Below are 25184 nucleotides of genomic sequence, written 5' to 3'. Positions count from 1 at the left end.
CTAGAAGTAGTAGCGGCTGATCGTGTCGGCGACGCAGCCGGGCTTGGCCTCGCCTTCGATCTCGACGGTCACGCGGACCCACGCCTGCACGCCGCCATCGAGCGGCTCGACGCGCAGCAGCTCGCCGACGCCGCGCACGCGCGCGCCGACCTTCACCGGCGCCGGGAAGCGGATCTTGTCGCAGCCGTAGTTGACGCCGAGCCGCGCGCCGTCGATGCGCACGATCTGCGGCAGGAAATGATTGACGAGCGACAGCGTCAGGTAGCCGTGCGCGATGCACGCGCCGAACGGGCCGTCCTTCGCGCGCACCGGGTCGACGTGTACCCACTGGTGATCGCCCGTCGCGTCGGCGAAGCCGTCGATGCGGATCTGGTCGATCGCGAGCCAGGCGCTCGCGCCGAGCGTGTCGCCGACGGCCGCCGCGAGTTCGCCGGGATGCGCGAACACGCGGGGCGTCGCGCGCACGGGGTCGAGGGTCGCGCTCATCATGCGTGCTGGCTGCTGACCGACAGCACTTCGCCCGTCATGTACGACGCGTAATCGCTTGCAAGGAACACCATCACGTTCGCGACCTCCCAGACTTCGGCGGCGCGCCCGAAGGCTTCGCGCGACGCCAGTTGATTCAGCAGGTCGGCCGGGGCCGACTTCTTCAGAAAATCGTGCATCGCGATGCTCGGCGCGACCGCGTTGATGCGCACCCCGTAAGGCGACGCCTCGAGCGCCGCGCAGCGCGTGAGCGCCATCACGCCCGCCTTCGCCGCCGCGTAGTGCGCCTGTTCCGCCTGCGCACGCCAGCCGAGCACCGATGCGTTGTTGACGATCGCGCCGCGGCCGCGGGCCTGCATGTGCGGCAGCATCGCGCGCGTCATCCGGAACGTCCCGGTCAGGCTAATGTCGATCACCCGCGACCATTCGGCATCGTCCATTTCGACGATGCGTTTCGCGCCGCCGAGCCCGGCGTTGTTGATCAGTACGTCGACGCCGTCGAGCTTGTCCTGGGCTTCCGCGACGAGCGCCTGCACGTCGTCCTCGACCGCGACGTTGCACAGGCGGCCGTAGATCTGCTGCAGCCCCGTTTCGGCGCGCAGCGTCTCCACGGCCTGTTCGAGGCGTTTCTCGTGGATGTCGGAGATGAACAGCGCGCGACAGCCTTCCTCCGCGCAGCGGCGCGCGGCCGCGAAACCGATGCCGGCGCCGGCGGCGGCCGTGATCAGCACCGATTTGCCGGCGAGCAGCTGGTGGCCCGGCACGTACGCCGGCGCTTTCTGGATCTGGGGTTCGGTCATGCGTTTCCTCGCGGTTCCCTGGGCATGCCGAGCCCGCGCTCGGCCATGATGTTCAGCTGGATTTCGTTGGTGCCGGCGTAGATCGTGTCCGCGCGGGAGAACAGGAATACGCGCTGCAGATGGGTGAGCTTTTCGTCGGCCGGATCGATCACGTTCGCGCGCGGCCCGAGCGCATCCATCGCGAGCTGGCCGAGGTCGCGGTGCCAGTTCGACCAGAAATACTTGTAGATCAGCGCCTCGCGGCGCAGCGGCGCGGTGGCGCCGTTCGCGTCGTCCGCGCCCGACAGCATCCGCAGCGCGTTGTAGCGCATCACGCGCAGCCCGGCCCACGCGCGGCCGATCCGCTGGCGCAGCACCGGGTCGCGATCCGCGCCCGATTCGCGCGCGGCGTCGATCACCCAGTCGAGTTCGCGGACGAATTGCATCTGCTGGCCGAGCGTCGACATGCCGCGCTCGAAGCCGAGCAGCGTCATCGCGATCCGCCAGCCGTCGCCCGGCGCGCCGACGAGATCGCGAGCTTCCGCGCGCGCACCGTCGAAGAACACTTCGTTGAATTCGGCGCCGCCGTTGAGCTGCTTGATCGGGCGGATCTCGATGCCCGGCTGGTCGAGCGGCATCAGCAGGAACGACAGCCCCTTGTTGCCCTTCGACGCCGGATCGGTGCGCGCGAGCACGAAGATCCAGTCGGAGTCGTGCGCGAGCGACGTCCACACCTTCTGGCCGTGCACGCGCCAGGTACCGTCGGCGTCCTGCTCGGCGCGTGTGCGCACGTTCGCGAGGTCCGAACCCGCGCCCGGCTCCGAGTAACCCTGGCACCAGAACTGCGTGCCGGCGAGAATGCCGGGCAGGAAGCGCGCGCGCTGGTCGTCGGTGCCGCACGCGACGAGCGTCGGGCCGAGCAGCCCTTCGCCGATGTGCCCCATCCGCCCGGGGCCACCGGCGCGCGCGTATTCCTCGTGGAAGATCACCTGCTCGGCGACCGAAAAGCCGCGGCCGCCCGCGTCGGTCGGCCAGCCGAGGCCGGTCCAGCCGCCCTGCGCGAGTTCCCGTTCCCACGCCTTGCGCAGTTCGGGAAACGCTTCCTCGTCGCCGGGGCCGCCGCGGTATTTCAGGCACGCGAATTCGCCGGTCAGGTGCGACTGCACCCAGTCGGCGACTTCGTGCCGCAATTGCTGTTCGCGCGTTTCGCTGTTCATTGAAGGGCTCCGGTGCGCGCGGCGGACGGACGCGTGGCGATCGAAGCCGACGGCGACGACGACGCGAGCACCGCGTCGTGCTGCGACGCGCCGCCGTCGATCGCCTGGCGGGCGATCCATTCGAGCAGTTGCGGCGTGCTGCCGAACTGCGCGCCCGACGCCTGCGCGCGCTTGAAATAGAGATGCGGGTCGTATTCCCACGTGAAGCCGACGCCGCCGTGCAGCTGGATCGCCTCCTGTGCGCAGAACGCATACGCATCGTTGGCGGCGGCTTTTGCGGCCGCGACGTCGGCGCGCAGCGCAGCGCCGGGCGTGCCGCTGCCGGCTTCCGCGTCCCACGCGTGGGCGGCGCCGAGCACGGCCGAGCGCGCGGATTCGATCAGCACCATCATCTGCGCGCAGCGGTGCTTGACCGCCTGGAACGACGCGATCGCGCGGCCGAACTGCACGCGCTGGCCGGTGTAGTCGAGCGTGAGATCGAGGCATTGCTGTGCGCCACCGAGTTGTTCGGCGGCCAGCGCGAGCGCTGCGAACCATGCGGTGCGTTCGAGCAACTTCGCGGCAGCGGCGCCGCTCGCGAACAACGCGTCGCGGCTCACCCGGGCCTCGTCGAGCACGACGCGCGCGATCGGCCGCGTCGCGTCGAGCGTGTCGAGCGGCGTGACGCACAGGCCCGACACCTTCGCGACGTCGATCGCGAACACCCCGATCGCCTGCCCTTCGTTCGCGATCCGTGCCGGGATCATCAGCAGGTCGGCGCGCGCACCGTCGATCACCTGCTCGATCGTTCCGGACAGCGCGTAACCCCCCGCCGCTTCTTCCGCGACGACCGGCAGTTGACCCGCGCCGGCCGGAAGCTCGAGCGGCAATGCCAGCGTCGCGCTGCACGCGCCTTCGGCCAGCTTCGCGAGCCAGCCGGTCGCGCCCGGCGTATCGCAGCCGGCCAGCGCGGTGGCCGCCAGGCACGCGGTCGAAAAATACGGCACGCACGCGACGCGCCGCCCAAGCTGCTCCATCAACAGCGTCTGTTCGACCGCGCCGAGCCCCATCCCGCCCGCCGCCTCCGGCAGCGCCAGCGCGTTCCAGCCCAGCTCGCCCGCGAGCGCGGCCCACAGCGCGTCGTCGCGGCCGGCCGCTTGCTCGATCGCGCGGCGCACGTCGGCCGACGCGCTGCGCTCGGCGAGCACGTCGGCTGCCGCGTCGCGGATCATCGCCTGTTCGTCGGTGAGCGCCAGATCCATCGTCAGCTCCCGTACACGCGCTGCGCGGGCCGCGCATCGGCCAGCAGCCGCGCGACCGCCGGGCCGACCTCGGCCGGCGCCCAGCGCGCGCCGCGGTCGACGCTCGGGCCGGTGCGCCAGCCTTCGGCCACCGCGATCATCCCGCCCGCGACCTCGAACACCTGGCCCGTCACGTCGGCCGACAGCGCGCTGCCGAGCCACACGACGAGCGGCGCGACGTTGGCCGGATCGAAATAGTCGAAGCCGCCGTCCTCGGGCTTCTTCATCATGTCGGCGAACACGCCTTCGGTCATCGACGTGCGCGCGGCCGGCGCGAGCGCGTTCACGCGCACGCCGTAGCGCTGCAGTTCGACCGCCTGCATCAGCGTGAGCGCCGCGATGCCGGCCTTCGCCGCGCCGTAGTTCGACTGGCCGATCGAGCCTTGCAACCCGGCGCCGGAGCTCGTGTTGACGATGCGCGCGTCGACCGGATGGCCGGCCTTCGCGGCGTCGCGCCATACACGCGCCAGCACGCTCGACAGGCAGAAGTGGCCGCGCAGGTGTACGCGCATCACGTCGTCCCAGTCGGTTTCGGTCATGCTGGTGAACATCTTGTCGCGGCAGATGCCTGCGTTGTTGACCAGCACGTGCACGTCGCCGAATGCTTCACGTGCGGCGTCGACGATCCGCTGCGCGGTGTCGATCCTGGTGATGTCGTCCGAATTCGCGAGCGCGCGGCCGCCGCGTCGTGCGATCTCGTCGCACACGGCCTGCGCTGCCTCGTGCCGGATGTCGTTGACGACGACCGCCGCGCCCTCGGCCGCGAACGCGAGCGCGTATTCGCGCCCGAGCCCGCCGCCGGCGCCGGTGATGATGACGGTGCGTCCGTTACAGATTCCCATGCTGGTGCCTCCTGGATCGAGAGATCGTGAAAGTGACGCGCTCACAGGCGCTCGATGATCGTGACGTTCGCGAGACCACCGCCTTCACACATCGTCTGCATCCCGTAACGTCCGCCGGTGCGTTCCAGTTCGTGCAGCAGCGTCGTCATCAGCCGCGCGCCGGTCGCGCCGAGCGGATGGCCGAGCGCGATGCCGCCGCCGTTCGGGTTGGTCTTCTCGTGCGGGAAGCGCGTGTCGGCAAGCCAGGCCTGCGCGACCGACGCGAACGCCTCGTTCATCTCGACGACGTCGATCTGCGCCCAGTCGAGCCCGCTCTTCTTCAGCGCGGCCTTGGTCGCCGGGATCGGCGCGGTGAGCATCCACAGCGGATCGTCGCCGAGCACGCTCAGGTGATGAATGCGCGCGCGCGGCGTGAGCCCGTAGCGCTTCAAGGCATCTTCCGACACGATCAAGAGCGCCGCGGCCGCATCGCAGGTCTGGCTCGCGACGGCGGCCGTCAGCGAGCCACCCGGCATCAGCGGTTCGAGCGTCGCCATCTTGTCGAGCGACGTGTCGGGGCGCGGCGTTTCATCGTGCTGCACGCCTTCGAGCGGCACGATTTCCCGCTTGAAATGGCCGGCCTCGATCGCCGCCACCGCACGGCGATGGCTCTCCAGCGCATAGCGTTCCATCGCGTCGCGCGACAGGTTCCAGTGATCGGCGATCCTTTGCGCGGCGACGAACTGCGACACCGGCGCGTCGCCGAAACGCGCGCGCCAGCCGGTGCTGCCCGAGAACGGGTCGTTGAAACCCAGCGACACCGCGCTCGTCATCGCGGACGAGATCGGGATCTGCGTCATCGTCTGCACGCCGCCCGCAACCACCACGTCCTGCACACCGCTCATCACGGCCTGCGCGGCGAAGTGCACGGCCTGCTGCGACGAGCCGCACTGGCGATCGACCGTCACGCCCGGCACCTGCAGCGGCAACCCGGCCGCGAGCCAGCAGGTGCGCGCGATGTTGCCCGCGAGCGGGCCGATCGTGTCGACGCAGCCGAACACCACGTCGTCGTATTCGTCGGCCGGAATCGCGTTGCGTTCGACGAGCGTCTTCAGCACGAAGCCGCCGAGGTCCGCCGCGTGCACGTGTGCGAGCCCGCCCTTGCGGCGGCCGGTCGGCGTGCGCAGCGCGTCGACGATATAGGCTTGTTTCATTGATTGGTCTCCTCGAAGTCGAAGGTCTGCGCGGGGCCGATCGGCAATGCGTCGCCGAGGATCGCGTCGGCTACGCGGGCCTTGTGGAACGCGGTGTCGCCCCAGCTGCCGGAGAGCGCCCAGATCCGCTTCATGAAGATCTGCAGGTCGAGCTCCCACGTGTAGCCGATCGCACCGTGAACCTGCATCGTGTGGCGCGCGGCCAGCTGCGCGGCGGCGCTCGCCGCGAGCTTCGCGTGCGACACCAGCACCGCGCGCTGCGGGTGATCGTCGGCGATCGCTTGAGCCGCGCGCGCGACCACCGGCCGCGCGAACTCGTAGCGGATCGCGACGTCGGCGAGCAGGTGCTTGAGCGCCTGGTACGAACCGATCGCCTTGCCGAACTGCTTGCGCTGCGCGCTGTAGTCGATCGCGACGTCGAGCACGCGTTGCGTGAGGCCGAGCAATTGCGCGGCCACCGCGAACGCGCCGTGGTCGAGCGCGCGATCGAGCAGCGGCGCGGCTTCGTCGGCGCCCGCGATGCGGGTGGCCGCCGACGGTTCCCAGTCGAGCGTGAACAGGCGCCGCGACGGGTCGACGCTGTCGACCGCGCGCCACGCGCACTGCGCGGGATCGACGCGGTGCAGCTCGCCACGGTGCTCGCAGAGCAGCGCCTGCGCGACGTGCACGTCGGCCGCATACGGGTTCACCGGATGCACGAACGCGACACGCGCGCGCCCTTCGGCGATGTCGCGCAGCAGCGCGTCGCGCCAGCCGCTGGCGGGCAGCCGCGCGAGCACGCCGGCCGATACCAGCGCCGTGTCGAGCAGCGGCTCCGGGCTGCCGAAATAGCCGTAGGTCTGCGCGAGCAGCGCCCATTCCGCTTCGGTCAGGCCGAGGCCACCGTGCGCTTCGGGCACCGACACGGCGGTCAGCCCCTGCGACGCGAACAGCGACCACAGCGCGTCGGAGCGGCCGGTCGGCGTGGCCCACAGCTCGCGGATCAGCTCCGGGGTCATCTCGGTCATCAGCAGGCGCTTCACGCTGTCCGCGAGCGCTTCCTGGTCTTCATCGAATACGAAATCCATACGATGTCCGTTCAGTGAGGGAATCGCCGGCGCGCTCACGCGCGCGGCATGCCGAGCATCCGTTCGGCGACGATGTTGCGCTGGATCTCGTTGGTGCCCGCGTAGATCGGGCCGGCCTGCGCGAACAGGAAGCCGTCGAGCCAGTGGCCGAGCGTCGCGTGCTGCGCGGCCGTCTGCGGGACGACCTCGCCGTGCGCGCCGAGAATGTCGAGTGCGGTCTGGTGCATCCTCAGGTCCAGCTCCGACCAGAACACCTTGTTGGTGCTCGACTCCGCGCCGATGTGGCCGCCCTTCAGCAGCCGGCTTGCGGTCGCATAGGTCGACAGCGCGTACGCCTGCGCGTCCATCCACGCGGCGACCACGCGTTCGCGCAGCGTCGGGTCGCGATCCGCGCTGTCGCGGTGCGCGAGATACAGGTCGCGCAACGCCTGCGCGGTGCGCTGGAACCGCGCGGGCGAACGCAGCATCAGCCCGCGCTCGAAGCCGGCCGTCGCCATCGCGACCTGCCAGCCCGCGCCTTCGGCCGCGAGGCGGTTCTCGACCGGCACGCGCACGTCGTCGAAGAAGATTTCCGCGAAGCCCGTCTGCCCGTTGAGCTGGCGGATCGGCCGCACCGTGATGCCCGGCGCGGACAGCGGCACCATCAGGAACGTGAGCCCGTGGTGACGCGACGATTCGGGATCGCTGCGGAACAGCCCGAACAGCCAGTCGGCCCACACCGCGCGGGTCGACCAGATCTTCTGGCCGTTGAGCACGTATTCGTCGCCGATGCGGATCGCCGTCGTGCGGATCGCGGCCATGTCCGAACCCGCGTTCGGCTCCGACCAGCCCTGCGCCCACACGTGCTCGCCGGCCGCCATCGCGGGCAGGAAGCGCGCCTTCTGCGCGTCCGTGCCGAAATCCATCAGCGTCGGGCCGAGCAGGAAGATGCCGTTCTGGTTCACGCGCATCGGTGCGTCGGCGCGCCAGTACTCTTCCTCGAAAATCAGCCACTCGATCAGGTCGCAGCCGCGCCCGCCGAGTTCGCGCGGCCACGTGACCATGCTCCAGCGGCCCGAGTGCAGCGTGCGCTCCCATTCGCGGTGCGCGGCGAAACCTTCCTCGGTATCGAAGCTCGGCAGCCGCTCGCGCGGCACGTGCGCGGCGAGCCATGCGCGGATTTCCGCGCGGAACGCCTGCTGTTGCGGCGTATAGGTCAGGTTCATGCGCGTGCCTCCTCGACGCCTGCCTGCGCGTCGAACCGCGCGTCGCGCTTCTCGACGAATGCGGCACGCGCCTCCGTCGAGTCGTTCGTCATGTAGGCCTGCAGCGTGAAGCCCTGCTCCCAGCGGTATTTGTCCTCGAGATCGCCGTCCTCGACGCCGTTCAGCGCCTCCTTCGCGAGCCGCACCATCGCCGGGCTTTTCTCCGCGATCTTGCGGGCGATCGCAAGCGCCGCGTCGCGCAACGCATCGCGCGTCACCACCTGCTCGACCGCGCCGAGCCGGTACGCCTCGGCTGCGTCGATCATGTCGCCGGTGAAGTACATCGCGCGGACCTTCTGCACGCCGAACAGTCGTTGCAGATGCGCGCCGCCGCCCATCGCGCCACGGTCGATCTCCGGCACGCCGAAGCGCGCGCAGTCGGCCGCGACGACGATGTCCGCCGCGCCGCAGATGCCGATCCCGCCGCCGAGCACGAAACCGTGCACGGCCGCGATCACCGGCTTCGGGTTGCGGTGCACCGCGCGGAACGTCTCGTAGTTGCCGGCGTTGACCGACACGATCCGCTCCGGATGCGCGGCGAGTTCCTTGATGTCGACGCCCGCGCAGAAGCCGCGGCCTTCGCCGCGCACGACGATCACGCGCACGTCGTCGTCCTCGCCGAGCGCGTCGAGCGCGCGCGCGAGTGCATGCCAGCCCTGCGCATCGAGCGCGTTCACGGGCGGATGGGCGATCACCAGTTCGGCGATGCCGTCGGCGCGCTCGATCCGGAACGGCGTCGCGCCGCCCGGTTGATTGGATGCAGTCATCTCCAAAGCCTCCCTGTGATGTTTTTTACGCAGCCTGTGCCGCGGTCGCGCCGCGCAATGCGGCCAGCGCGTCGAGCCGCTCGCCGGCTTCCGCGACGATCCGCGCGATCAGCGCATCGCACGATTCGATCGCGCCGATCATCGCGGCCGCCTGGCCGCTCGGCAGCACGCCTTCGTCCGGCCGCCCCTCGACGATCGCGCGCTGGATCAGGAACGGCGCGTTCGCCGCCATCAGCGTCTGGCTCGCCGTGTAGTCGTGCGAGCGCAGCGCCTTGATCGCGAGGCCGAGCATGTCGCCCGTGCTCAGCCCGTTCTGGCGCCGCCATGCTTCGGCCGTCTTCAGCGCGAACCACGTGCGGCGCAGCGGGCCGAAGCGTTCGAGCTTCAGCAGATACGGGTTGTCGATCATGCGTTGCGGCAGGCCGTCGAGCGCGTCCGACACGCGGATCCGCGCCGGGTCGCCGACCGCGACGTAGCGGTCGAGCGTTTCGCGCGGCACCGGCGATTCGGCGCTCATCAGGAAACGCGTGCCCATCGCGATGCCGGCTGCGCCATACGCGAGCGCGGCCGCCAGCCCGCGGCCGTCGAAGAATCCGCCGGCCGCGACGACCGGCACCCGCACCGCGTCGAGCACCTTCGGCAGCAGCAGCGTGGTCGGCACCGAGCCCGTGTGGCCGCCGCCTTCCGCGCCCTGCACCGTCACGATGTCCGCGCCGAGCTCGACTGCCTTCGACGCGTGCTTCGGCGCGCCGACGGTCGGCATGCAGACGATGCCGGCGTCCTTGAAGCGGCGAATCGTCTTCGCGTCCGGCCCGCGGCCGTAACTGACCGCACGCAGCTGGTGCTTGATCGCGAGATCGACCACCTGTGCGGCGTTCTTCTGGAACATGTGGAAATTGATGCCGAACGGCTTGTCGGTCAGCGACTTCACCTTCAGGATCTCGGCCTCGACCTGCCCGGGTTCGAGCGTCGCGCCGGCGAGGAAGCCGAAGCCGCCCGCGTTGGCGGTCGCCGCAACGAGCCGCGCGTCGGCCACCCAGCCCATCGCGGTCTGCACGATCGGGTAGCGGCAGCCGAGCAGGTCGCACAGCGGCGTATGCAGCGTCGTGCTCATGCGGCGGCTCCGTTGAGGGCGGCCGGTGCCGCATCGGCCTGCGCTTCGCCGTCGGCCGGTTCGGGCTTGCGCTGCGAGCTGGCCATCTTGCGGGCGTCATAACCGCCGAGGCGGTCGCCACTGACGAGCTCGTTGTGCGCATGCGCGAAGTGATGCCATGCGAATGCCGCATCCATCGCCGCGCGCTTGCCCTGCAGTTCCTCGACGTGGTTCAGCGCCTGCTTGGTCAGCGTGAGGCCGAGGCGCGGCATCGTCGCGATCTTCGCGGCGATCGCGTAGGTTGCATCGTGCAGCCGCTCGCGCGGCACCACGCGGTTGACCATGCCCATCTGATACGCGCGCTCGGCCGGCATCCGCTCGCCGAGGAACAGGAACTCCTTCGCGATGCGCGGGTTCAGCTCGTACGCATGCGCGAAATACTCGACGCCGGGAATCCCCATCCGCACGACCGGATCCGCGAAAAACGCATCCTCCGACGCGACGATCAGGTCGCACACCCACGCGAGCATCAGCCCGCCCGCGATGCACGCGCCCTGCACCATCGCGATGGTCGGCTTCGGCAGGTCGCGCCAGCGCCGGCACATCCCGAGGTACACCTCCTGTTCGCGTGCATACAGAAATTCGCCGCCCTCCTTGTCGACGTGGTCGTACCACAGCGACGCGCGGTCGAACGACTCGTGGATGTCGCGGCCCGGCGTGCCGATGTCGTGGCCCGCCGAGAAATGCTTGCCGGCGCCCGCGAGCACGATCGCCTTCACCGCGTCGTCGTGCGCCGCGCGCCGGAACGCCGCGTCGAGCGCATACGTCATCTTCGAGTTCTGCGCGTTGTGATACTCGGGACGGTTCATCGTGATCGTCGCGATGCCGTCCTCGACCGCGTAGTCGACGACACCGTCGCCGAACGTCATCTGGGTCGCTTCCATGTCGGACCTCATCCGCGGCGCGGCGCCGGATTGTTGCGCACGATCGTCGCGCGCAGGTTGTGAGGGTCGAGCGCACGCACGATGCGCAGGTCTTCCGCATTCGGCGCGGCCGTCGTGCCGAGGTCGGGCGCGGCGATCAGCGGGAAGCCGGTCGCGTCCTGCACTTCGTCGAAGCTCACGCCCGGATGCAGCGAACGCACGCGGATCGCGTGGTCGGGCCCGCCGAAATCCATCACGCACAGGTCGGTGACGATGCTGCGCAGGTCGACGAAGGTCTTCATGCCGGGCAGCCGGCGCGCCGGGTTGTAGCCGACCGTGCAGACCATGTCGACTTCGCCATTGACGAACGTGCGCTTGCCGTGGCCGCTCACGAAAAACGAGTTCGCGTGGTTCGTCGAGTTGCCGGGGAAGCCGCGCGCGCCGAGCAGCTGCGTCTTCGGACGCGTGTAGTCGTCGCCGAGCCACGAGATGTTGGCCTGGCCGAAGCGGTCGATCTGCGTCGGCATCACCAGCGCGTGGCGGCGGCCGTGCCACAGGCAGTCGAACACGCGCTCGTAGGTCATCCAGCCGCTCGCCTGCACGCGATAGCCGTCGGGACGCGGCCCGAGCGGGATCGGCGCCTCGACGAGATACGCTTCGCCGTCGGTCAGCATCAGCCCGCTGTTGTACGCGAGCCGCGCGAGGCCGGCCGCGAGCCGCGGGCCCGTGCCGATGCCGGTCGCCAGCACTTCGCCGTCGTCGCGCCAGAGTCGCGCGGACGCGACGATCATCAGTTCCGCGAGGGAATGGTCGAGAGATTCGCTCACAGGCGCTCCTTTACAGAATCGGCAACGGCAGCGTCGTCACGTGCGACAGCCCGCCGACGCCTTCGAGGTACTGGCGCTCGTCCTGGCCGACCACGTCGCGCAGGTACGCCGCCGTCTTCGCATCGTCTTCCGCGCTGGCGCAATACGCGCGCAGGTGCGGCAGGTCCCAGCCGTAGTCCGGCCCGCACGACGTCGGGTGCGCGCCGCCCGGCGCGTGCACGACGCCGGTGACGAGCGAGCGCTCGAACGGATTGCGGCGCGCGGCGTCGAGGTCGTCGCTCGCGAGCGACACGTCGACCGTTTCCGCCGACACGTAGCAGCGCTGCGCGGCGCGCGCCATCCACGCATCGAAGAACGGATCGGGACCGTCGATGCGCGTGTTGCCCATCCGGTCGGCCGCGTTCACGTGCAGCAGCGCGACGTCGAGTTCGATCGCCGGCATCGCGAGCAGCGTTTCGCCGTCGTCGTACGGCGATTGCACCGTGCGCAGCTGCGGCGCGTGATCGAGCAGCGCGGTGCCGAGACCGGCGCGCGTCGGCAGGAACGGCAGGCGCGCGGCGGCCGCGCGCAGGCCGAGCTGCAGCATCCCTTCATCGAGTTCCAGCACGTCGACGCGGCCCTGTTCGCGGGCCCGGCGGAAATGCGGCTCGAGCGGAATCACGTCGAGCGACACGAAGCCGAACACCGCCTTGCGCACCTTGCCGGCCGCGCACAGCAGGCCGATGTCGGCGCCGCCGTACGCGACGATCGTCAGGTCCTTCAGGTTCGAGCGCGCGATCTCGCGCACCAGTGCCATCGGCTTGCGCCGCGGTCCCCATCCGCCGATGCCGATCGTCATGCCGTCGGCGAGTTGCGCGACCACGTCGCGCGCGGACATCGTCTTGTCGAGAGGTTTCATCGTCATCGTGCTGGCTTACCGGTATCCGATGCTGAAATCGTGGCCCCACTGGCTCACCTTGGTGGCCTCGAACACCGCGTGCTTCGACCAGTCGACCGTGAGGCCGCCGAAGCCGTATTCGAGATCGAAGCCGCCGGGGGTCTTCATGTAGAACGAGATCATCTGGTCGTTGCAGTGGCGGCCGAGCGTCGCCGACATCTTCACGTCGTGCGCGGCGACCCGATCGAGCGCGCGGCCGACTTCGTCCATCGAGTCGACTTCGGCCATCACGTGCACGCAGCCCGACGGCACCGCCATCTCGAACAGCGCGAGGCTGTGATGGCGCGCGTTGCGGCAGTGCATGAAGTGAATGCGCTTCTCGGGTTCGGCGGGGTCCGGCGTGAACTTCACGCGGTAGATGTCGGACAGCTCGAAGCCGAGCACGCCGCGCACGAACGCGTCGGTCGCGTCGAACTGCGGCGCGGGCAGCACCGCGTGACCGAGCCCCATGTCGCCGGTGACGAAGCGCGCGACGCCCAGCGGCGACACAAAGCGGCGGAAGTCGCAGCGCGCGCCCCAGTACAACTCGTGGCGGTTGCCGGACGGGTCGGTGCACCACGCCATCGCCTGCACGCGGCGCAGCGCGGCTTCGTCGCGCGTGGCGCGCACGGCCTCGACACCCGCCTGCCGCAGTGCCGTCAGCGCGGCGTCGAACGCGGCGCCGTCGGGCAGTTCCCAGCCCGACGCGAAATAGCGATCGGTCGCACCGGGGACGATCACGTAGCGGAAATCGCGCTCGTCCATCTTCAGGTACAGCGCGCCGTCGGGCGCGTCGAGCACCTGCATGCCCAGCACGTCTTCCGCGTAGCGGCGCCACGCATCGACGCGGGTCGCCTCGACGACGACGTAGCCGAGCGCACGGACATCGATCATGTCGGCCTCCTCCAGGTTCAGAATCCATTGTTCGTGAAAGGATTCTGGCCGGTCGGGGATGGCGTCACATCGTCTGTTGGGACGAGAGCGGACGGGTCTTTTAGGACGACGCCGGCCGGGAGAGGACCGGGAATCGGACGCGCGCTAAAGCCCGGCGATACGGGTTGCAAGCGGGCGATGCGCGACGGACAACGCGCGAGGGAAGAAGGCGGGAAGCGATGGCGGATTGCCGCGACGCGGCAACCCGGCTCACTCGAACGGGTTCAGCAGCCGGACGCCGGTGCGGGCGAAATCGTCGACATTGCGCGTGACGACCGTGAGATCGTTGATCAGCGCGGTGGCCGCGATCAGCTTGTCGAGTGCGTGGGCCGGGTCGGGTACGCGCAAATGGCCCCACATCTGGCTGGTTTCGAGATCGACCGGCAGGATGTTCGACGCATAGCCGGACAGAATCGTCGCCATCCATGCCTCGAGCGCCGACGCCTGCGGATGATCGCCGCGATGGCGGATCAGATCGACGCCGCGCCGAAGTTCGGCCACCGTCACGATCGACAGGTAAAGCGGGCTCGCGTCGGCCTCGGCCTGCCTGAAGAACGCGCGCACGCCGCGGTTGGTTCGCTTGCCCTTCCTGATCTCGCTGATGACGTTCGTATCAATCAAAAACACGCCTGACCTCGCCGGAATCCTGAACACGTTGGAAATCCGCGTCTTCGCCGACGTCCGGCATGCTCATCAGCACTTGCGCGAATGTCCTTCGCTTCGGCCGGCCGAGCGCATCGGCCAGAATGGCCCGATGTTCGGCCTCGGCACTCCTGCCGTTCGCCGCAGCCTGCTCTCGAAGGCTCTGAACGATACTGTCATCCACGTTACGCACCAGAAGATTTGCCATGAGTCCCTCCATCCAGATTGCTATCAATGATAGCGCCAACGCGGTGAATTGCAAGCATTGCTATCATCGTCGTGATCGGACGGAAGCCGGTGGTCGGCGTTGGCCGGCGGCAGCAGACGGCATGAAGCCACCCACGTTCCGCCGTCGGCCCGACGCGTCGAACTGCTGTCATCCAAGGTAATCCAGCCGCGGCGACGAAAAAAGACGGCCGAATGGCCATTCACCGACGGATAGTCCGCGCCGGTGGGGGATGTCCGACGCGCGCCGCACGACCATCACCAGCACCGCGACCAGAATCACGGACGCGATCGGCGACATCGTGCCGGTAACGACTGCGACGAATGCCTGGGCCGGCACGGTCCAGGTGAGTGCCAGGACGATAGATTCGAGCCGGTTCGGCCGGACGTTCCGGCAGTCCAGCAACAGGCAACGGGAAGGTCTGCGGATACGGCCACGGCACGAAAGCGTCGAACGGCCGGAGCGCGGCCGTGCCATAACGCGCGTCCCGCTCAAAACCGATACGAGATCCCGATCTGCAGCACCGGATACCACCGATACCGCGACATCACCCGGTTCAGTTCGTCGAGGCCGCTGGCGGTCAGAATCTGGCTCTTCTGCGGTCCGGCCGCGGCGGCGAGTTGCGGCGACAGCGTGTACGAGCAGCGCGGGATGCCGTACGCGACGCCCAGGTCGGCGACGAAACCGAGCCCCTTCGACGCCGGGCGGTGTCCGTAGCCGATCCCGACATACGGCATCACGGTCGGATAGCGTGCCTCCGCGACCGCGTACATCCCGGGGAGCGCCGGAAAACGCTTGCCGGCGAACACGTAGGTCCCGTCGGTGGGCACCGACACGCCGCGGATATCGTCGTCGTTGAAGCGCAATCCGATCGTCGCGCGAAAGCCGCTGCCGCGCCACGGAAAGATGTCCGCATACAGGCCGCCCTGCCGCAACTTGATGTCGTCCTGGTAGCGGTTGCCGGCCACCGTGAAGTCATGCGTCAGATTGATCGCGTTGAAATCCGCGTGCGCGCCCAGCACCGAATTGAAGCTCACTGCCGCGCCGATGCCGACGCCCTGCGTGCCGCCCTGCAGGTAGATTTCCTGTGCGTGCGCGCCGGCCGTGACTACCAGCGCCAGCGCTGCCCATTGGTTCATTGTCATTTTCACGGGCGTCCCCCCGACATGTGCCGGGCGCGCCGACCCGCCACGTGCAGCGCATGTCGCCACGCGCGGCGGGTCCCCCGGCACGACATCTTGCAAGCAAGCTTGCTGTTTGACGGATCGAGCGTACGATGCCCGTGCGTGTCGCCGATACGACGCAGCGTGTCCGGCACGACGGGCCGCTATCCCGCGGCTCGATCCGATCCCCGATATTTCGATGTCGTTACGTGCCGCTCCCGCGATTTGTCGTTGCCATCGGTCGCGATTGTGTCGAGCGGCCCCGACCTAACCGCAAGGCATGTGCCATGCGGCGCGAACCGGCACGGGACAAGCGTCGCGGCCAAACGTCCGCGGCGATGCGGGGGAGAATCGACGGAAATGTTTCAGGAACGCATCTGTTTTCGGCACGTCAGCACCGTGCCCGATGCAGCGGAGCGATGCATCGGGTGCCGCGACGCGCGACGGGCAAGCACGCGCGGCTGTCGGCACGCGCGACATCGCAACGGCGTGCAAGCACGTGTGACGTCACGCATGGCAGGAAATGTTTCATCGACGTGACCTCGCGCGAGTCGCGCGTGGTCAGGATGCGAGAAGCGCGCAGCGCGGATCAGGGTGAATACCGAGGACGGTGCGCGCGCAACCAGTTGCCGCCGAGACGGCCGTTCATGCGCTTCGACGCATGCATGCGGGCAGTCGCTCCCGGGCGCCTGCGGCGCGAAGATCCGGGATCGATACGGCGGATTCGGCGCCGAAAGCAACCGAACGTTCGTCTGCCGGGCCCGCTCTCCCGAGCGGGCTCCGCGCATCCGCTACAACCCGTACCCGCCCGAGACGTTCAACTGCTGCCCCGTGATGTAGTTCGCGCGATCCGACGCGAGGAACACCGCCGCACGCCCGATATCGTGCGCCTTCCCCCAGCGCTTGAGCGCGAGCATCTTCTGCGTGTCGTCGATCCACGCCTGGTCGAACTGCCCCTGTTCGAGCAGCACCGGAAACATCCCGGCCTCGATCACGCCGACCAGGATCGAGTTGGCGCGAATCTCGTGACGGCCTTCCTCGCGCGCGAGCCCCTTCACCAGCGCCTCGTTCGCCGCCTTCGGCGCGACCGACAATCCGTCGCGATCCGGCCAGCGCAGATGGCCGGCCGAGCCGAGCGTGACGAACGACCCGCCGCCCGACGCACGGAAATGCGGCAATGCAGCCTTCGCCGCATTGAAGAAGCCGACCGTCTCGACCTCGATCGCACGGCGCCAGTCGTCGTGCGTCATGTCGCCGATGCGACGCTGGTTCACGAACGGGCCGGCCGCCCACACGATCGTGTGCACGCGGCCGTGCGCGCCGATCGCGGCCGCGAGCGCGGCATCGATCTGCGCGGGAGCGGTCACGTCCGCGCAATGCGTGGTGGCCGCGACGCCTGCGGCGCGCACCTCGCGCGCGACGCGCTCGGCCACGTCGGCCTTGCTGCGGTAACCGAGCGCGACCGGCACGCCGGCGCGCGCGAATTCGAGCGCGACACCCTGCCCGATTCCGCCGCTGCCGCCGAACACGAGTACCGCGCCCTGCGGAAATCCGTTGTCGTTCATGCGTTCGTCCCGTTGATTTCGTGGCGTGCGCCGGCGTTCAGGCCGCCGCTTCGGTGCCCGCGCGCAGCCGGTACTTCAGCACCTTGCCGGCCGCGCTCGTCGGCAGTTGTTCGACGAACGTGAAATGCCGCGGCACCTTGTAGTTCGCCATGTTGCTGCGCGCCCAGTCGTTCAGTGCGTCGGCGTCCGTGTGCGCGCCGGGACGCAACACGACATACGCATGCCCGACCTCGCCGAGCCGCGTATCCGGCACGCCGACCAGCGCGACCTGCGCGATCGCCGGATGCGCGGCCAGCAGCCGCTCGATCTCGGCCGGATAGCAGTTGAAGCCGCCGACGATGAACATGTCCTTGATCCGGTCGGTGATCTTCAGGTTGCCGTTCGCGTCGACACAGCCGAGGTCGCCGGTATGCAGCCAGCCGTCGGCGTCGACGGCTTCGCGCGTCGCATCCGGCTGGTTGAAGTAGCCGCGCATCACGTTGTAGCCGCGCACCCAGATCTCGCCGGTCTCGTCCGGCCCGAGCGCCGCGCCGTCCGGCCCCGCGATGCGCAACTCGACACCCGGCATCGGGCGGCCCGACGTACAGGCGACCGTCTCCGCGTCGTCGCCGTGGCGGCACAGCGTCGCGAACCCGCACGATTCGGTCAGTCCGTAGCCGGTCAGCACGGTCTCGAAGCCGAGCTCGGCGCGCATCCGCTCGATCAGGCTCGGCGCGATCGCGGCCGCGCCCGTCACCGCGATCCGCAGCGACGACAGGTCGCGCGTCGCGCGATCGGGCGCATCGAGCAGCGCGTAGTACAGCGTCGGCGGGCCGGGCAGCACCGACACGCGTTCGTCGGCGATGCGGCGCAAGACGTCGGCCGGCTGGAACACGAGATGCGGCAGCACGGTCGCGCCGCTCGACAGCGCGGCGAGCCAGCCGGCCTTGTAGCCGAACGTATGGAAGAACGGATTGACGATCAGGTAGCGGTCGTCCCGGCGCACGCCGGCGATCGTCGCCCACGCCTGCGCGGCGCGCAGGTTCTGTCCGTGCGCGGTCATCACGCCCTTCGGGCGGCCCGTCGTGCCGGACGTGAACATCAGGTCCATCACGGTATCCGGCGTCACCTGCGCCTCCCGCTCGCGCACGGCGGCGAGCGGCACCGCCGCGCCGCGCGCGAGAAATGCGTTCCACGTTTCATCGTGCGCGCCGGACGGCGGCTCGCCGTCGAACACGACGACGCGTTCGAGCGTCGCGGGCCGGTGCGGCGCGAGCAGCGCCGGATAGGATTCGCCGAGGAAGGTGCCGCAGCAGAACAGCAGCCGCGCGCCGCCGTCGTGCAGGATGCCGCCCACTTCCATCCCCTTCATCCGCGTATTGACCGGCACGAGGATCGCGCCGACGGTGTGGATCGCCAGCGCCGCGACGATCCATTGCGGCAGGTTCGGCGCCCATACGGCGATCCGGTCGCCGGCGTCGATGCCGCTCGCGAGCAGCGCGCGCGCCGCCTCGAGACGCGCCGCATCGAGTTCCGCGTAGGTCAGCCGGCCGTGCTCCGACTCGATCGCCGGATGCGCGCCGTGGCGCGCGGCAGCCCGCGCGATCAGCGCGGGCGTGGTGAGGATTTCGTTGTCCATCGTCATATGCGTCGAAACAGGGTTGCCGTCGGTGCCATCGACACGTCGCGGCTCAATCGGGGAACACCACGCGCAGCGCGTCGCTCGCGGGCCGCGCGCAGCAGGCGAGCGTCCAGCCCGCCGCGATCTCGTCGTCGTCGAGCACGTGGTTGCTGTCGAGCGTCACTTCGCCGCGTTCGACGCGGCACATGCACGCGCCGCACTGCCCCATCCGGCAGGAATTCGGCGCAGGCAGGCCGGCGCGCAGCATCGCGTCGAGCAGCGTTTCGCCGGGCGCGCTGTCGAACGCGAACGCCTCGCCGTCGAGCACCGTCTCGATCGCCGCGCCATCGCCGTCGCGATCGTCATCGCCGGACGCCGCCGCCGTTGCGGCCGCTGCCGCCGGATCGGCCTGCGCCGGCGCATCGGGCAGCGACGCGAAACGCTCGACATGCACGCGCGCACGCGGCAGCCCGAGGCCGAGCATCGCGGCGAGCGCGTTCTCCATGAACAGCGCCGGCCCGCAGATGAACGTCTCCTGCTGGCTGAACGGCCGCGCGAGTTCCTCGAGATGCCGCTGCAGCGGCACGCCCTGCACGCTGTCGAGCCAGTGGATCACGCGCAGGCGGCCCGGGTGGCGGTGCGCGAGCTGCCGCAGTTCGTCGCGGAAAATCACCGCGCGCTCGTCGCGGTTCGCATAGATCAGCGTCAGCATCCCGCGGCCGTGCACGAGCGCCGATTTCAGGATCGACAGCACCGGCGTGATGCCGCTGCCGCCCGCGAACAGCAGCAGGTCGCCGTCGAGCGTGCGCGGCGTGAAGACGCCGGCCGGCGGCAGCACGTCGAGCGCATCGCCCGCGCGAATGCGGTCGCACAGCCAGTTCGACGCACGGCCGTCGCGCACGCGCTTGACGGTGATCTTCGGCGCCGCGTCGATGCCCGGCGCGCTCGACAGCGAGTAGCAGCGCGCGACGGTCGCGTCCGTGCATGGCACGTTCAGCGTCAGGAACTGGCCGGGCCGATACGCGAACGCATCGCGCAGCGCGGCGGGCACGTCGAACACGAACGAGCACGCGTCGTCGCTTTCGGCGATGACGTCGGCCACGGTCAGCCGGTGAAAACGGGGATCGCTCATCGCCGGCTCCTCATGCAGTGCGAGCCGCGCCGGCCGCACCCGCCGAAGCCGTATGCCAGCCGGCTTCTCCCGCGCGGCACCGCGCGTCGTTCGACGCCAGCGCCAGCGCTGGCGCAACACCGGCGAACGCGTTCAGCACCTGCGTTGCCGCCGCGCCGATCAGCTGCACGAACTCGTGCACGATCGTTGTGTCCGCACCATTCTCGATATTGCGGTTCAATCTGCGTGTCATGGATCGTCTCGTTCCGATGCGGAAAAACGCGCACCGCCGTCACGCGGCCGCGCGGGCCGCGGGCGCGCCGGGCGTCGTGTACGCACCGTCGAGATAGACGAGCGGATCGACGTCACCGCTCATCAGCACCTCGCGAATGCGCCCGATGAACACCGTATGCGTGCCGTATTCGAAGCGGCCGTCCTGCTCGCACACGAGGCTCGCCTGCGAATCGTGCAGATACGGCACACCCAGCGGCGACGTGTGCCACTCGCCGGTCGTGAAGCGCGCCTCGCCCTTCAGGCGGCCGCTGCAATCGATCGCGATGCCTTCATGCCGTGCCGACAGCACGTTCACGCAGAACGGTGCCCCCGCATCGAGCGGCGGATACAGCGACGCATTGCGGTTGATGCAGATCAGCAGCGACGGCGGATCGGTCGACAGCGAATCGACCGCCGTCGCGGACATCGAGTAGCGCCGGCCGTCGTGCGCGCTGCTGATGACCGTGACGGAGCGCGCGAGGCGGCGCATCGCGAGCAGCATGTCGGTGCGCAGCGGATGGGTGGTGAGATCGCTCATGATTGGACTCCGTCAAGTTCTGTCGTGGACGGCCGGGCTGACCGGCCGCCGGCGTCGGCCGCTTGCGCGGCCAGGTGGTCGGCGGCGATGAACCCGAAGGTCAGCGCCGGACCGAGCGTCGAGCCCGCGCCGGGGTAGCTCGCGCCCATCACCGATGCACTGGTGTTGCCGATTGCATAGAGGCCGTCGATCGGCGCGCCGTCGGCGCGCAGCACGCGCGCCTGCGCGTCGGTGACGAGCCCGCCCTTCGTGCCGATGTCGCCTGCGTCGATCCGCACCGCGTAGAACGGCGCCTCGTCGACCGGCCCGAGGCACGGATTCGGCCGGTTCTTCGGATCGCCGTAGTACGTGTCGAACAGGTTGTCGCCCTTGCCGAACGCTTCGTCGATACCGGTTGCCGCGTAACGCGCCATGTCGCGCAGCGTGTCGTGCAGCCCGGCCGCATCGACGCCGATCCGCACGGCGAGCGCATCGATCGTGTCGGCTTTCACGAGCACGCCGCGAAATGCGTCCGGAATGCGGGAATCGGGCATCATCGACGCCGGCATGATCGGCCCGCACGGATACTTGCGGCGAAAGCGCGCGTCGAACACCATCCACGCCGGCACGCACGCGCCGGTGCGCGCATGGTCGCGATACATCGCCGGCACGAATTCCGAATACGGCGCGGCTTCGTTGACGAAGCGCTTGCCGAGACCGTTGACGATCACGCAGCCGGGCAGGTTGCGCTCGACGAACAGCGCGCGTTGCTTCTCCTCGCCCGCGACGCCGACCGTAGGCGCGCCCCATACGTGTTCCATCAGCGCGAGCGCGCCGCCGAGCCGGTGGCCTTCGGCGATCGCGTCGCCCGTGTTGGCCGGCGGCGTCGCGCTCCATTGCATCTGCGTCGGTTGCGGCAGGTAGCGTTCGCGCATCGGCTGGTTGCGCTCGAAGCCGCCCGCGCCGAGGATCACGCCGCGCCGCGCGGCGATCGTCACCGGCTGCCCGAAGCGCTGCGCGCGCACGCCCGTCACGCGGCCGTCGACGTCGAGCAGGTCGCGCATCGGCGTGTCGAGCCACACGGGCACGTTGCGCTCGAGCAGCGCGCGGCGCAGCCCGCCGATCAACGCGTTGCCGAGCGTCAGGCGCCGGTCGCGCCGCGTGCGGCGGCGCACGCCGAAATCGAGCCAGTAGCGGCCGAACTGCGCGATCGCGAGCCTCATGTAGCCCGGCCCGCGCGAGAACAGCGTGTGCGCCTCCTTCGACGTCACGGCCACGCGGCCGCCGATCAGCGTGCCGGGCGACGGCGGACGCAGCCGGTCGAGTTCGTCGCCGAGCAGCCCGCCGTCGAACGGCAGCGGATCGAGCGCGCGATAGCCCGGCATCGCGCCCGGCAGCTTCTGGAAATAGTCCGCGTACTTCGGCAGCGCCTGGTAGCGCACCGGCGTCTTCGTTTCGAGGTAGCGCAGCATCTCGGGCGCCTGGTCGAGATACGCGTCGAGCCGCTCGCGCGACGATGCGCCGGCCGTGCACGCGTCGAGATAGCGGCTCGCAGCCTCGCGCGTGTCGGTCGCGCCGAGTTCCGCGATATGGTGGTTGCACGGCACCCAGATGCCGCCGCCCGAGATCGCCGACGTGCCGCCGTACAGCGCCGTCTTCTCGATCACGACGACGGACAGCCCGCGGTCGGCCGCGCGGCACGCCGCGAGCAGCGCGCCCGCGCCCGAGCCGACGACCACGACGTCGAACACGTATTGCTGCGCTTGCGTGTCGTTCATCGCCGCCTCGTCAGATGAAATAGTCCGTGTTCTCGCGGCCGAGCATCACGGCGCCGAGGTTCTGGCCGAAGCGGTCCACGTTGTTCGCGTAGTGCGCGCGGGCCGCGTGCAGGTCGAGGAAGCGGCGCACCAGCGGATTGCGGTGGTATATGCCGTTGCCGCCCGCATAGCGCAGCAGCGCGTTCGCGGCCTGCGCGCAACGCTCGGCGACCTGCGCGGACTGGTAGCGAAAATGCACGCGGCGCTCGATCGACACGGCCGGGCCGCCCGTCACCGACGCCATCAGTTCCGCGAAATTGCGCTTGAGCAGCACCTTCATCTCGTCGATCGCGACGGCCGCGTTCGCGCACGCGTTCTGCGCGCCCGGATCGTCGGTCGTCTTCGTGCCGCTGTTGGCCGACACGCGCGTGGCCGCATAGCCGGTGAAATCGTCGAGCGCGCCCTGCAGCGCGCCGATGCACGACGTGCACACCGCACGCACGAAGATCTGCGCGAACGGCAGCCTGAACAGCGGCGCGTCGTTGACGGCCAGGCCCGGGCTCGTGCCCATCATTCCGTCGATCGCCTTGTGCGTGCGGTACGCAGGCACGAACACGTCGTCGACGACGATGTCGTGGCTGCCGGTCGCGCGCAGGCCGAGCACGTCCCAGTCCTGCTGGATCCGGTAGTCGGATTTCGGCAGCAGGAAGGTGCGGTATTCCGGCGGCTGGCCGGCCTCGGCCGGCGGCACCAGCGCGCCGAGGAACACCCATTCGCACAGCTCGCTGCCGCTCGAGAACTTCCAGTGGCCGGACAGCCGGAAGCCGCCTTCGACCGGCGTCACGCGGCCGACCGGCATGTAGGTCGACGCGATCAGCGTCGCGGAATCCTTGCCCCACACGTCCTGCTGCGCGCGCTCGTCGAACAGCGCGAGCTGCCAGTTGTGCACGCCGACGACGCCGTACACCCATGCCGTCGACATGCAGCCGCGCGCGAGCGCCATCTGGATGTCGAAGAAGGTTTGCGGATCGAGCTCGTAGCCGCCGTAGCGTTTCGGTTGCAGCACCTTGAAGAAGCCGGCGGCCTGCATGTCGGCGATCGTCTCGGCGGGGATGCGGCCCTGCGCGTCCGCCTGCGCGGCGCGGCCGGCCAGCGTCGGCGCGAGCGCCTCGGCCCGGGCGATCAGCGTGGCGGCCAATGCGTTCGAATCGTTGTCGCGATGCACGAATGTCTCCTGTGATACGGAGCGCGCGCGCGGCGGCGCCCACCCCGGTCTCTCTTTAAGTGATTCGTCGCGGGCGGCGCCGCGAGCGAGGGTTCCTGCCGACGATGGTCGGCTTCGCGCGGCCGCGCCGCATCGTCCGAAGGGACGACGGGCGCGGCGTGGCGCGACACGCCTCGCCTTATGCGCAGGCGCGCTCCTGTTCCTTGTTGAAGAACGGGATCACGTGCTCGCCGATGTTGCGGATCGTCTCCATCTGCGCTTCGTGCGGCACCGTGCCCATCTGGCACAGGAACAGCACTTCGTCGACGCCCGCTTCCTGCAGGCGGCCCACGTAGCCGATGCAGTCGTCCACCGTGCCGTACGCGTGGTTCGGGTTCATCATCGCGAGCGCCGGATCGGCGAAGTTCACGACGACTTCCTCCGACGCGAAGCGCGAGCGGATCACCATCTCGCCGGTATCGGCCTGCACGAGGTCGTCGCCCCACTTCGCCGGGTCCGGACGCTCGCCGCCCGTGTACCAGTACGCGAGCGATTCCATGAAGTAGCGCTGGCCACGGATGCCGATCTTGCGGGCCTTCTGGCCGTCGGCCATCACGACCGTCGGGCACAGCGCCGCGAGGTGCTGGGTCGGGCGGAAGCCGACCTGGTCTTCCGGCTTGCGGTTCGCCCACGCTTCGCGATAGATCGCGTTCTTCTTCGCGACCTCATCGGGCCCGCCGAAGCCGAGCACCAGCGCGCCCATCCCGCGCTGGCCGGCGCGCAGCAGCGCGTCGGTGTTCGTGCAGGCGAGGTACATCGGCGGATGCGGATCCTGGAACGGCTTCGGGTGGATCGGACGCTTCGGAATCTTGATGTACTTGCCGTCGTGCTCGATCTCGTCCTGCACGAACATCTTCGGCACGAGATACATCGACTCGTCGATCATCGGCTGCAGTTCGTTGAGGTCGTAGCCGAACGCGCCCGCTTCCTGCTGGCTGCCGCCCTTGCCGACGCCGAAGTGCACGCGGCCGCCCGACAGGATGTCGAGCAGCGCGACGCGCTCGGCGACCTTGATCGGATGGTTCATCGCCGGCGGCAGGCACACGACGCCGTGACCGAGGCCGATGCGCGTCGTGCGGCCGGCCAGGTACGCAAGGAAGGTTTCCGGCGCGCTCATGTGCGCATAGTTGGTCAGCGACGTGTGCTCCACGCACCAGATCGTGTCGAAACCGACCTGTTCGGCCAGCAGCGCCTGTTCGACCGTCTCCTTGAACACCCGGTGGTCGCCCTCGCGCGATGCGTCGGTGGTCTGGGCTTCGTAGATGAGGGAAAACTTCATTGCGTGCGTCTCCATGTATGTTGGACGAGTCGGGGTCGCGCAGGCCGCCCGCACGATACGGACGAATAGCGACGGTCCACGGATGGGAGTGTCGGCGCGCGGGCCCGCCCGGGCATCGTCTGTTTGGAGTAACGGCACGCACGCGGGGACAGAGGGGTTTCACCGTCGTCCGATCGGACTGCGTCGCGGCCGGCACCGCGCGCTAGCATCGAACGACGGT

26 protein-coding genes are annotated in these 25184 nt (G+C 69.4%); all 26 read right to left on the bottom strand.

Annotated features, from left to right (window positions below; genetic code table 11):
- Positions 1 to 486 carry a MaoC family dehydratase gene (locus tag U5A56_RS03855; RefSeq protein WP_321921392.1) on the bottom strand — a complete coding sequence of 162 codons (486 nt, stop codon included), beginning with the start codon at positions 484 to 486 and terminating at the stop codon, positions 1 to 3.
- Positions 486 to 1286 (bottom strand): SDR family oxidoreductase, encoded by an 801-nt coding sequence (locus tag U5A56_RS03850; protein ID WP_044845664.1) that lies wholly within the window; start codon positions 1284 to 1286, stop codon positions 486 to 488. The genes U5A56_RS03855 and U5A56_RS03850 overlap by 1 nt, the downstream gene beginning before the upstream one ends.
- Positions 1283 to 2482 (bottom strand): acyl-CoA dehydrogenase family protein, encoded by a 1200-nt coding sequence (locus tag U5A56_RS03845; protein WP_321819039.1) that lies wholly within the window; start codon positions 2480 to 2482, stop codon positions 1283 to 1285. Before U5A56_RS03845 ends, U5A56_RS03850 begins: the two co-directional genes overlap by 4 nt.
- Positions 2479 to 3723, bottom strand: a complete 1245-nt coding sequence (locus tag U5A56_RS03840) for an acyl-CoA dehydrogenase family protein (RefSeq protein WP_321920965.1) — start codon at positions 3721 to 3723, stop codon at positions 2479 to 2481. The genes U5A56_RS03845 and U5A56_RS03840 overlap by 4 nt, the downstream gene beginning before the upstream one ends.
- A 2-nt stretch (positions 3724 to 3725) precedes the next feature.
- Complete coding sequence (locus U5A56_RS03835) at positions 3726 to 4604, bottom strand: SDR family oxidoreductase (protein WP_044845667.1); 879 nt, start codon at positions 4602 to 4604, stop codon at positions 3726 to 3728.
- Between the two features lie 41 nt (positions 4605 to 4645).
- The gene (locus tag U5A56_RS03830; protein WP_044845668.1) at positions 4646 to 5797 is read right to left on the bottom strand and encodes an acetyl-CoA C-acetyltransferase; all 1152 of its coding nucleotides are present in this window, start codon (positions 5795 to 5797) and stop codon (positions 4646 to 4648) included.
- Positions 5794 to 6864 carry an acyl-CoA dehydrogenase family protein gene (locus tag U5A56_RS03825; protein ID WP_044845669.1) on the bottom strand — a complete coding sequence of 357 codons (1071 nt, stop codon included), beginning with the start codon at positions 6862 to 6864 and terminating at the stop codon, positions 5794 to 5796. The genes U5A56_RS03830 and U5A56_RS03825 overlap by 4 nt, the downstream gene beginning before the upstream one ends.
- Positions 6865 to 6899: 35 nt before the next feature.
- The gene (locus U5A56_RS03820) at positions 6900 to 8069 is read right to left on the bottom strand and encodes an acyl-CoA dehydrogenase family protein (protein WP_044845670.1); all 1170 of its coding nucleotides are present in this window, start codon (positions 8067 to 8069) and stop codon (positions 6900 to 6902) included.
- On the bottom strand, positions 8066 to 8875 hold the full coding sequence (locus U5A56_RS03815) for an enoyl-CoA hydratase family protein (protein WP_044845671.1): 810 nt from the start codon (positions 8873 to 8875) through the stop codon (positions 8066 to 8068). Before U5A56_RS03815 ends, U5A56_RS03820 begins: the two co-directional genes overlap by 4 nt.
- 25 nt (positions 8876 to 8900) lie before the next feature.
- Positions 8901 to 9989, bottom strand: a complete 1089-nt coding sequence (locus U5A56_RS03810) for an NAD(P)H-dependent flavin oxidoreductase (protein ID WP_044845672.1) — start codon at positions 9987 to 9989, stop codon at positions 8901 to 8903.
- Positions 9986 to 10912: an enoyl-CoA hydratase gene (locus tag U5A56_RS03805; RefSeq protein WP_321920964.1), complete on the bottom strand. Its 927-nt coding sequence runs from the start codon at positions 10910 to 10912 to the stop codon at positions 9986 to 9988. The genes U5A56_RS03810 and U5A56_RS03805 overlap by 4 nt, the downstream gene beginning before the upstream one ends.
- 8 nt (positions 10913 to 10920) lie before the next feature.
- Entirely contained in the window at positions 10921 to 11718 is a 798-nt protein-coding gene (locus U5A56_RS03800) for a ketoacid CoA transferase (protein ID WP_321920963.1), read from the bottom strand.
- A 10-nt stretch (positions 11719 to 11728) separates the two neighbouring features.
- Complete coding sequence (locus U5A56_RS03795) at positions 11729 to 12622, bottom strand: CoA transferase subunit A (protein WP_044845675.1); 894 nt, start codon at positions 12620 to 12622, stop codon at positions 11729 to 11731.
- A gap of 9 nt (positions 12623 to 12631) precedes the next feature.
- Positions 12632 to 13528, bottom strand: coding sequence for a VOC family protein (locus tag U5A56_RS03790; RefSeq protein WP_044845676.1), 897 nt, complete (start codon positions 13526 to 13528; stop codon positions 12632 to 12634).
- Between the two features lie 249 nt (positions 13529 to 13777).
- Complete coding sequence (locus tag U5A56_RS03785) at positions 13778 to 14194, bottom strand: type II toxin-antitoxin system VapC family toxin (protein ID WP_193759899.1); 417 nt, start codon at positions 14192 to 14194, stop codon at positions 13778 to 13780.
- Complete coding sequence (locus tag U5A56_RS03780) at positions 14181 to 14417, bottom strand: FitA-like ribbon-helix-helix domain-containing protein (protein WP_014899176.1); 237 nt, start codon at positions 14415 to 14417, stop codon at positions 14181 to 14183. The genes U5A56_RS03785 and U5A56_RS03780 overlap by 14 nt, the downstream gene beginning before the upstream one ends.
- 168 nt (positions 14418 to 14585) lie before the next feature.
- Positions 14586 to 14912: a hypothetical protein gene (locus tag U5A56_RS03775; protein WP_321920962.1), complete on the bottom strand. Its 327-nt coding sequence runs from the start codon at positions 14910 to 14912 to the stop codon at positions 14586 to 14588.
- Between the two features lie 14 nt (positions 14913 to 14926).
- Complete coding sequence (locus tag U5A56_RS03770; RefSeq protein WP_415749082.1) at positions 14927 to 15574, bottom strand: hypothetical protein; 648 nt, start codon at positions 15572 to 15574, stop codon at positions 14927 to 14929.
- A gap of 815 nt (positions 15575 to 16389) precedes the next feature.
- A complete protein-coding gene (locus tag U5A56_RS03765; RefSeq protein WP_321920960.1) occupies positions 16390 to 17163 on the bottom strand; it encodes an SDR family NAD(P)-dependent oxidoreductase in 774 nt (257 codons plus the stop codon).
- 37 nt (positions 17164 to 17200) lie between these two features.
- The gene (locus U5A56_RS03760) at positions 17201 to 18787 is read right to left on the bottom strand and encodes a FadD3 family acyl-CoA ligase (protein ID WP_321809507.1); all 1587 of its coding nucleotides are present in this window, start codon (positions 18785 to 18787) and stop codon (positions 17201 to 17203) included.
- Between the two features lie 46 nt (positions 18788 to 18833).
- Positions 18834 to 19895 (bottom strand): ferredoxin--NADP reductase, encoded by a 1062-nt coding sequence (locus U5A56_RS03755; RefSeq protein WP_321920959.1) that lies wholly within the window; start codon positions 19893 to 19895, stop codon positions 18834 to 18836.
- Positions 19896 to 19905: 10 nt separating this feature from the next.
- The gene (locus tag U5A56_RS03750; protein ID WP_124570887.1) at positions 19906 to 20127 is read right to left on the bottom strand and encodes a hypothetical protein; all 222 of its coding nucleotides are present in this window, start codon (positions 20125 to 20127) and stop codon (positions 19906 to 19908) included.
- 39 nt (positions 20128 to 20166) lie between these two features.
- Positions 20167 to 20685, bottom strand: coding sequence for a flavin reductase family protein (locus tag U5A56_RS03745; protein ID WP_044845681.1), 519 nt, complete (start codon positions 20683 to 20685; stop codon positions 20167 to 20169).
- Positions 20682 to 22442 (bottom strand): FAD-dependent oxidoreductase, encoded by a 1761-nt coding sequence (locus tag U5A56_RS03740; RefSeq protein WP_321920958.1) that lies wholly within the window; start codon positions 22440 to 22442, stop codon positions 20682 to 20684. Before U5A56_RS03740 ends, U5A56_RS03745 begins: the two co-directional genes overlap by 4 nt.
- A 10-nt stretch (positions 22443 to 22452) precedes the next feature.
- Positions 22453 to 23646: an acyl-CoA dehydrogenase family protein gene (locus U5A56_RS03735; protein WP_321920957.1), complete on the bottom strand. Its 1194-nt coding sequence runs from the start codon at positions 23644 to 23646 to the stop codon at positions 22453 to 22455.
- A gap of 178 nt (positions 23647 to 23824) precedes the next feature.
- Entirely contained in the window at positions 23825 to 24964 is a 1140-nt protein-coding gene (locus U5A56_RS03730; protein WP_321809503.1) for an LLM class flavin-dependent oxidoreductase, read from the bottom strand.
- Positions 24965 to 25184 lie beyond the last annotated feature (220 nt).

The sequence above is a fragment of the Burkholderia sp. BCC1998 genome (assembly GCF_905339875.1).
GTDB lineage: Bacteria > Pseudomonadota > Gammaproteobacteria > Burkholderiales > Burkholderiaceae > Burkholderia.
Note: the sequence above shows the minus strand (reverse complement) of the source record. Positions and strands in the feature narration are given on the sequence as shown.

Bases quoted from the DNA above. Each gene is read 5' to 3' on its own strand.
- U5A56_RS03855 (WP_321921392.1), bottom strand. From the start codon at position 486: ATGAGCGCGACCCTCGACCCCGTGCGCGCGACGCCCCGCGTGTTCGCG.
- U5A56_RS03850 (WP_044845664.1), bottom strand. From the start codon at position 1,286: ATGACCGAACCCCAGATCCAGAAAGCGCCGGCGTACGTGCCGGGCCAC.
- U5A56_RS03845 (WP_321819039.1), bottom strand. From the start codon at position 2,482: ATGAACAGCGAAACGCGCGAACAGCAATTGCGGCACGAAGTCGCCGAC.
- U5A56_RS03840 (WP_321920965.1), bottom strand. From the start codon at position 3,723: ATGGATCTGGCGCTCACCGACGAACAGGCGATGATCCGCGACGCGGCA.
- U5A56_RS03835 (WP_044845667.1), bottom strand. From the start codon at position 4,604: ATGGGAATCTGTAACGGACGCACCGTCATCATCACCGGCGCCGGCGGC.
- U5A56_RS03830 (WP_044845668.1), bottom strand. From the start codon at position 5,797: ATGAAACAAGCCTATATCGTCGACGCGCTGCGCACGCCGACCGGCCGC.
- U5A56_RS03825 (WP_044845669.1), bottom strand. From the start codon at position 6,864: ATGGATTTCGTATTCGATGAAGACCAGGAAGCGCTCGCGGACAGCGTG.
- U5A56_RS03820 (WP_044845670.1), bottom strand. From the start codon at position 8,069: ATGAACCTGACCTATACGCCGCAACAGCAGGCGTTCCGCGCGGAAATC.
- U5A56_RS03815 (WP_044845671.1), bottom strand. From the start codon at position 8,875: ATGACTGCATCCAATCAACCGGGCGGCGCGACGCCGTTCCGGATCGAG.
- U5A56_RS03810 (WP_044845672.1), bottom strand. From the start codon at position 9,989: ATGAGCACGACGCTGCATACGCCGCTGTGCGACCTGCTCGGCTGCCGC.
- U5A56_RS03805 (WP_321920964.1), bottom strand. From the start codon at position 10,912: ATGGAAGCGACCCAGATGACGTTCGGCGACGGTGTCGTCGACTACGCG.
- U5A56_RS03795 (WP_044845675.1), bottom strand. From the start codon at position 12,622: ATGACGATGAAACCTCTCGACAAGACGATGTCCGCGCGCGACGTGGTC.
- U5A56_RS03790 (WP_044845676.1), bottom strand. From the start codon at position 13,528: ATGATCGATGTCCGTGCGCTCGGCTACGTCGTCGTCGAGGCGACCCGC.
- U5A56_RS03780 (WP_014899176.1), bottom strand. From the start codon at position 14,417: ATGGCAAATCTTCTGGTGCGTAACGTGGATGACAGTATCGTTCAGAGC.
- U5A56_RS03775 (WP_321920962.1), bottom strand. From the start codon at position 14,912: ATGGCACGGCCGCGCTCCGGCCGTTCGACGCTTTCGTGCCGTGGCCGT.
- U5A56_RS03770 (WP_415749082.1), bottom strand. From the start codon at position 15,574: ATGAACCAATGGGCAGCGCTGGCGCTGGTAGTCACGGCCGGCGCGCAC.
- U5A56_RS03765 (WP_321920960.1), bottom strand. From the start codon at position 17,163: ATGAACGACAACGGATTTCCGCAGGGCGCGGTACTCGTGTTCGGCGGC.
- U5A56_RS03760 (WP_321809507.1), bottom strand. From the start codon at position 18,787: ATGACGATGGACAACGAAATCCTCACCACGCCCGCGCTGATCGCGCGG.
- U5A56_RS03755 (WP_321920959.1), bottom strand. From the start codon at position 19,895: ATGAGCGATCCCCGTTTTCACCGGCTGACCGTGGCCGACGTCATCGCC.
- U5A56_RS03750 (WP_124570887.1), bottom strand. From the start codon at position 20,127: ATGACACGCAGATTGAACCGCAATATCGAGAATGGTGCGGACACAACG.
- U5A56_RS03745 (WP_044845681.1), bottom strand. From the start codon at position 20,685: ATGAGCGATCTCACCACCCATCCGCTGCGCACCGACATGCTGCTCGCG.
- U5A56_RS03740 (WP_321920958.1), bottom strand. From the start codon at position 22,442: ATGAACGACACGCAAGCGCAGCAATACGTGTTCGACGTCGTGGTCGTC.
- U5A56_RS03730 (WP_321809503.1), bottom strand. From the start codon at position 24,964: ATGAAGTTTTCCCTCATCTACGAAGCCCAGACCACCGACGCATCGCGC.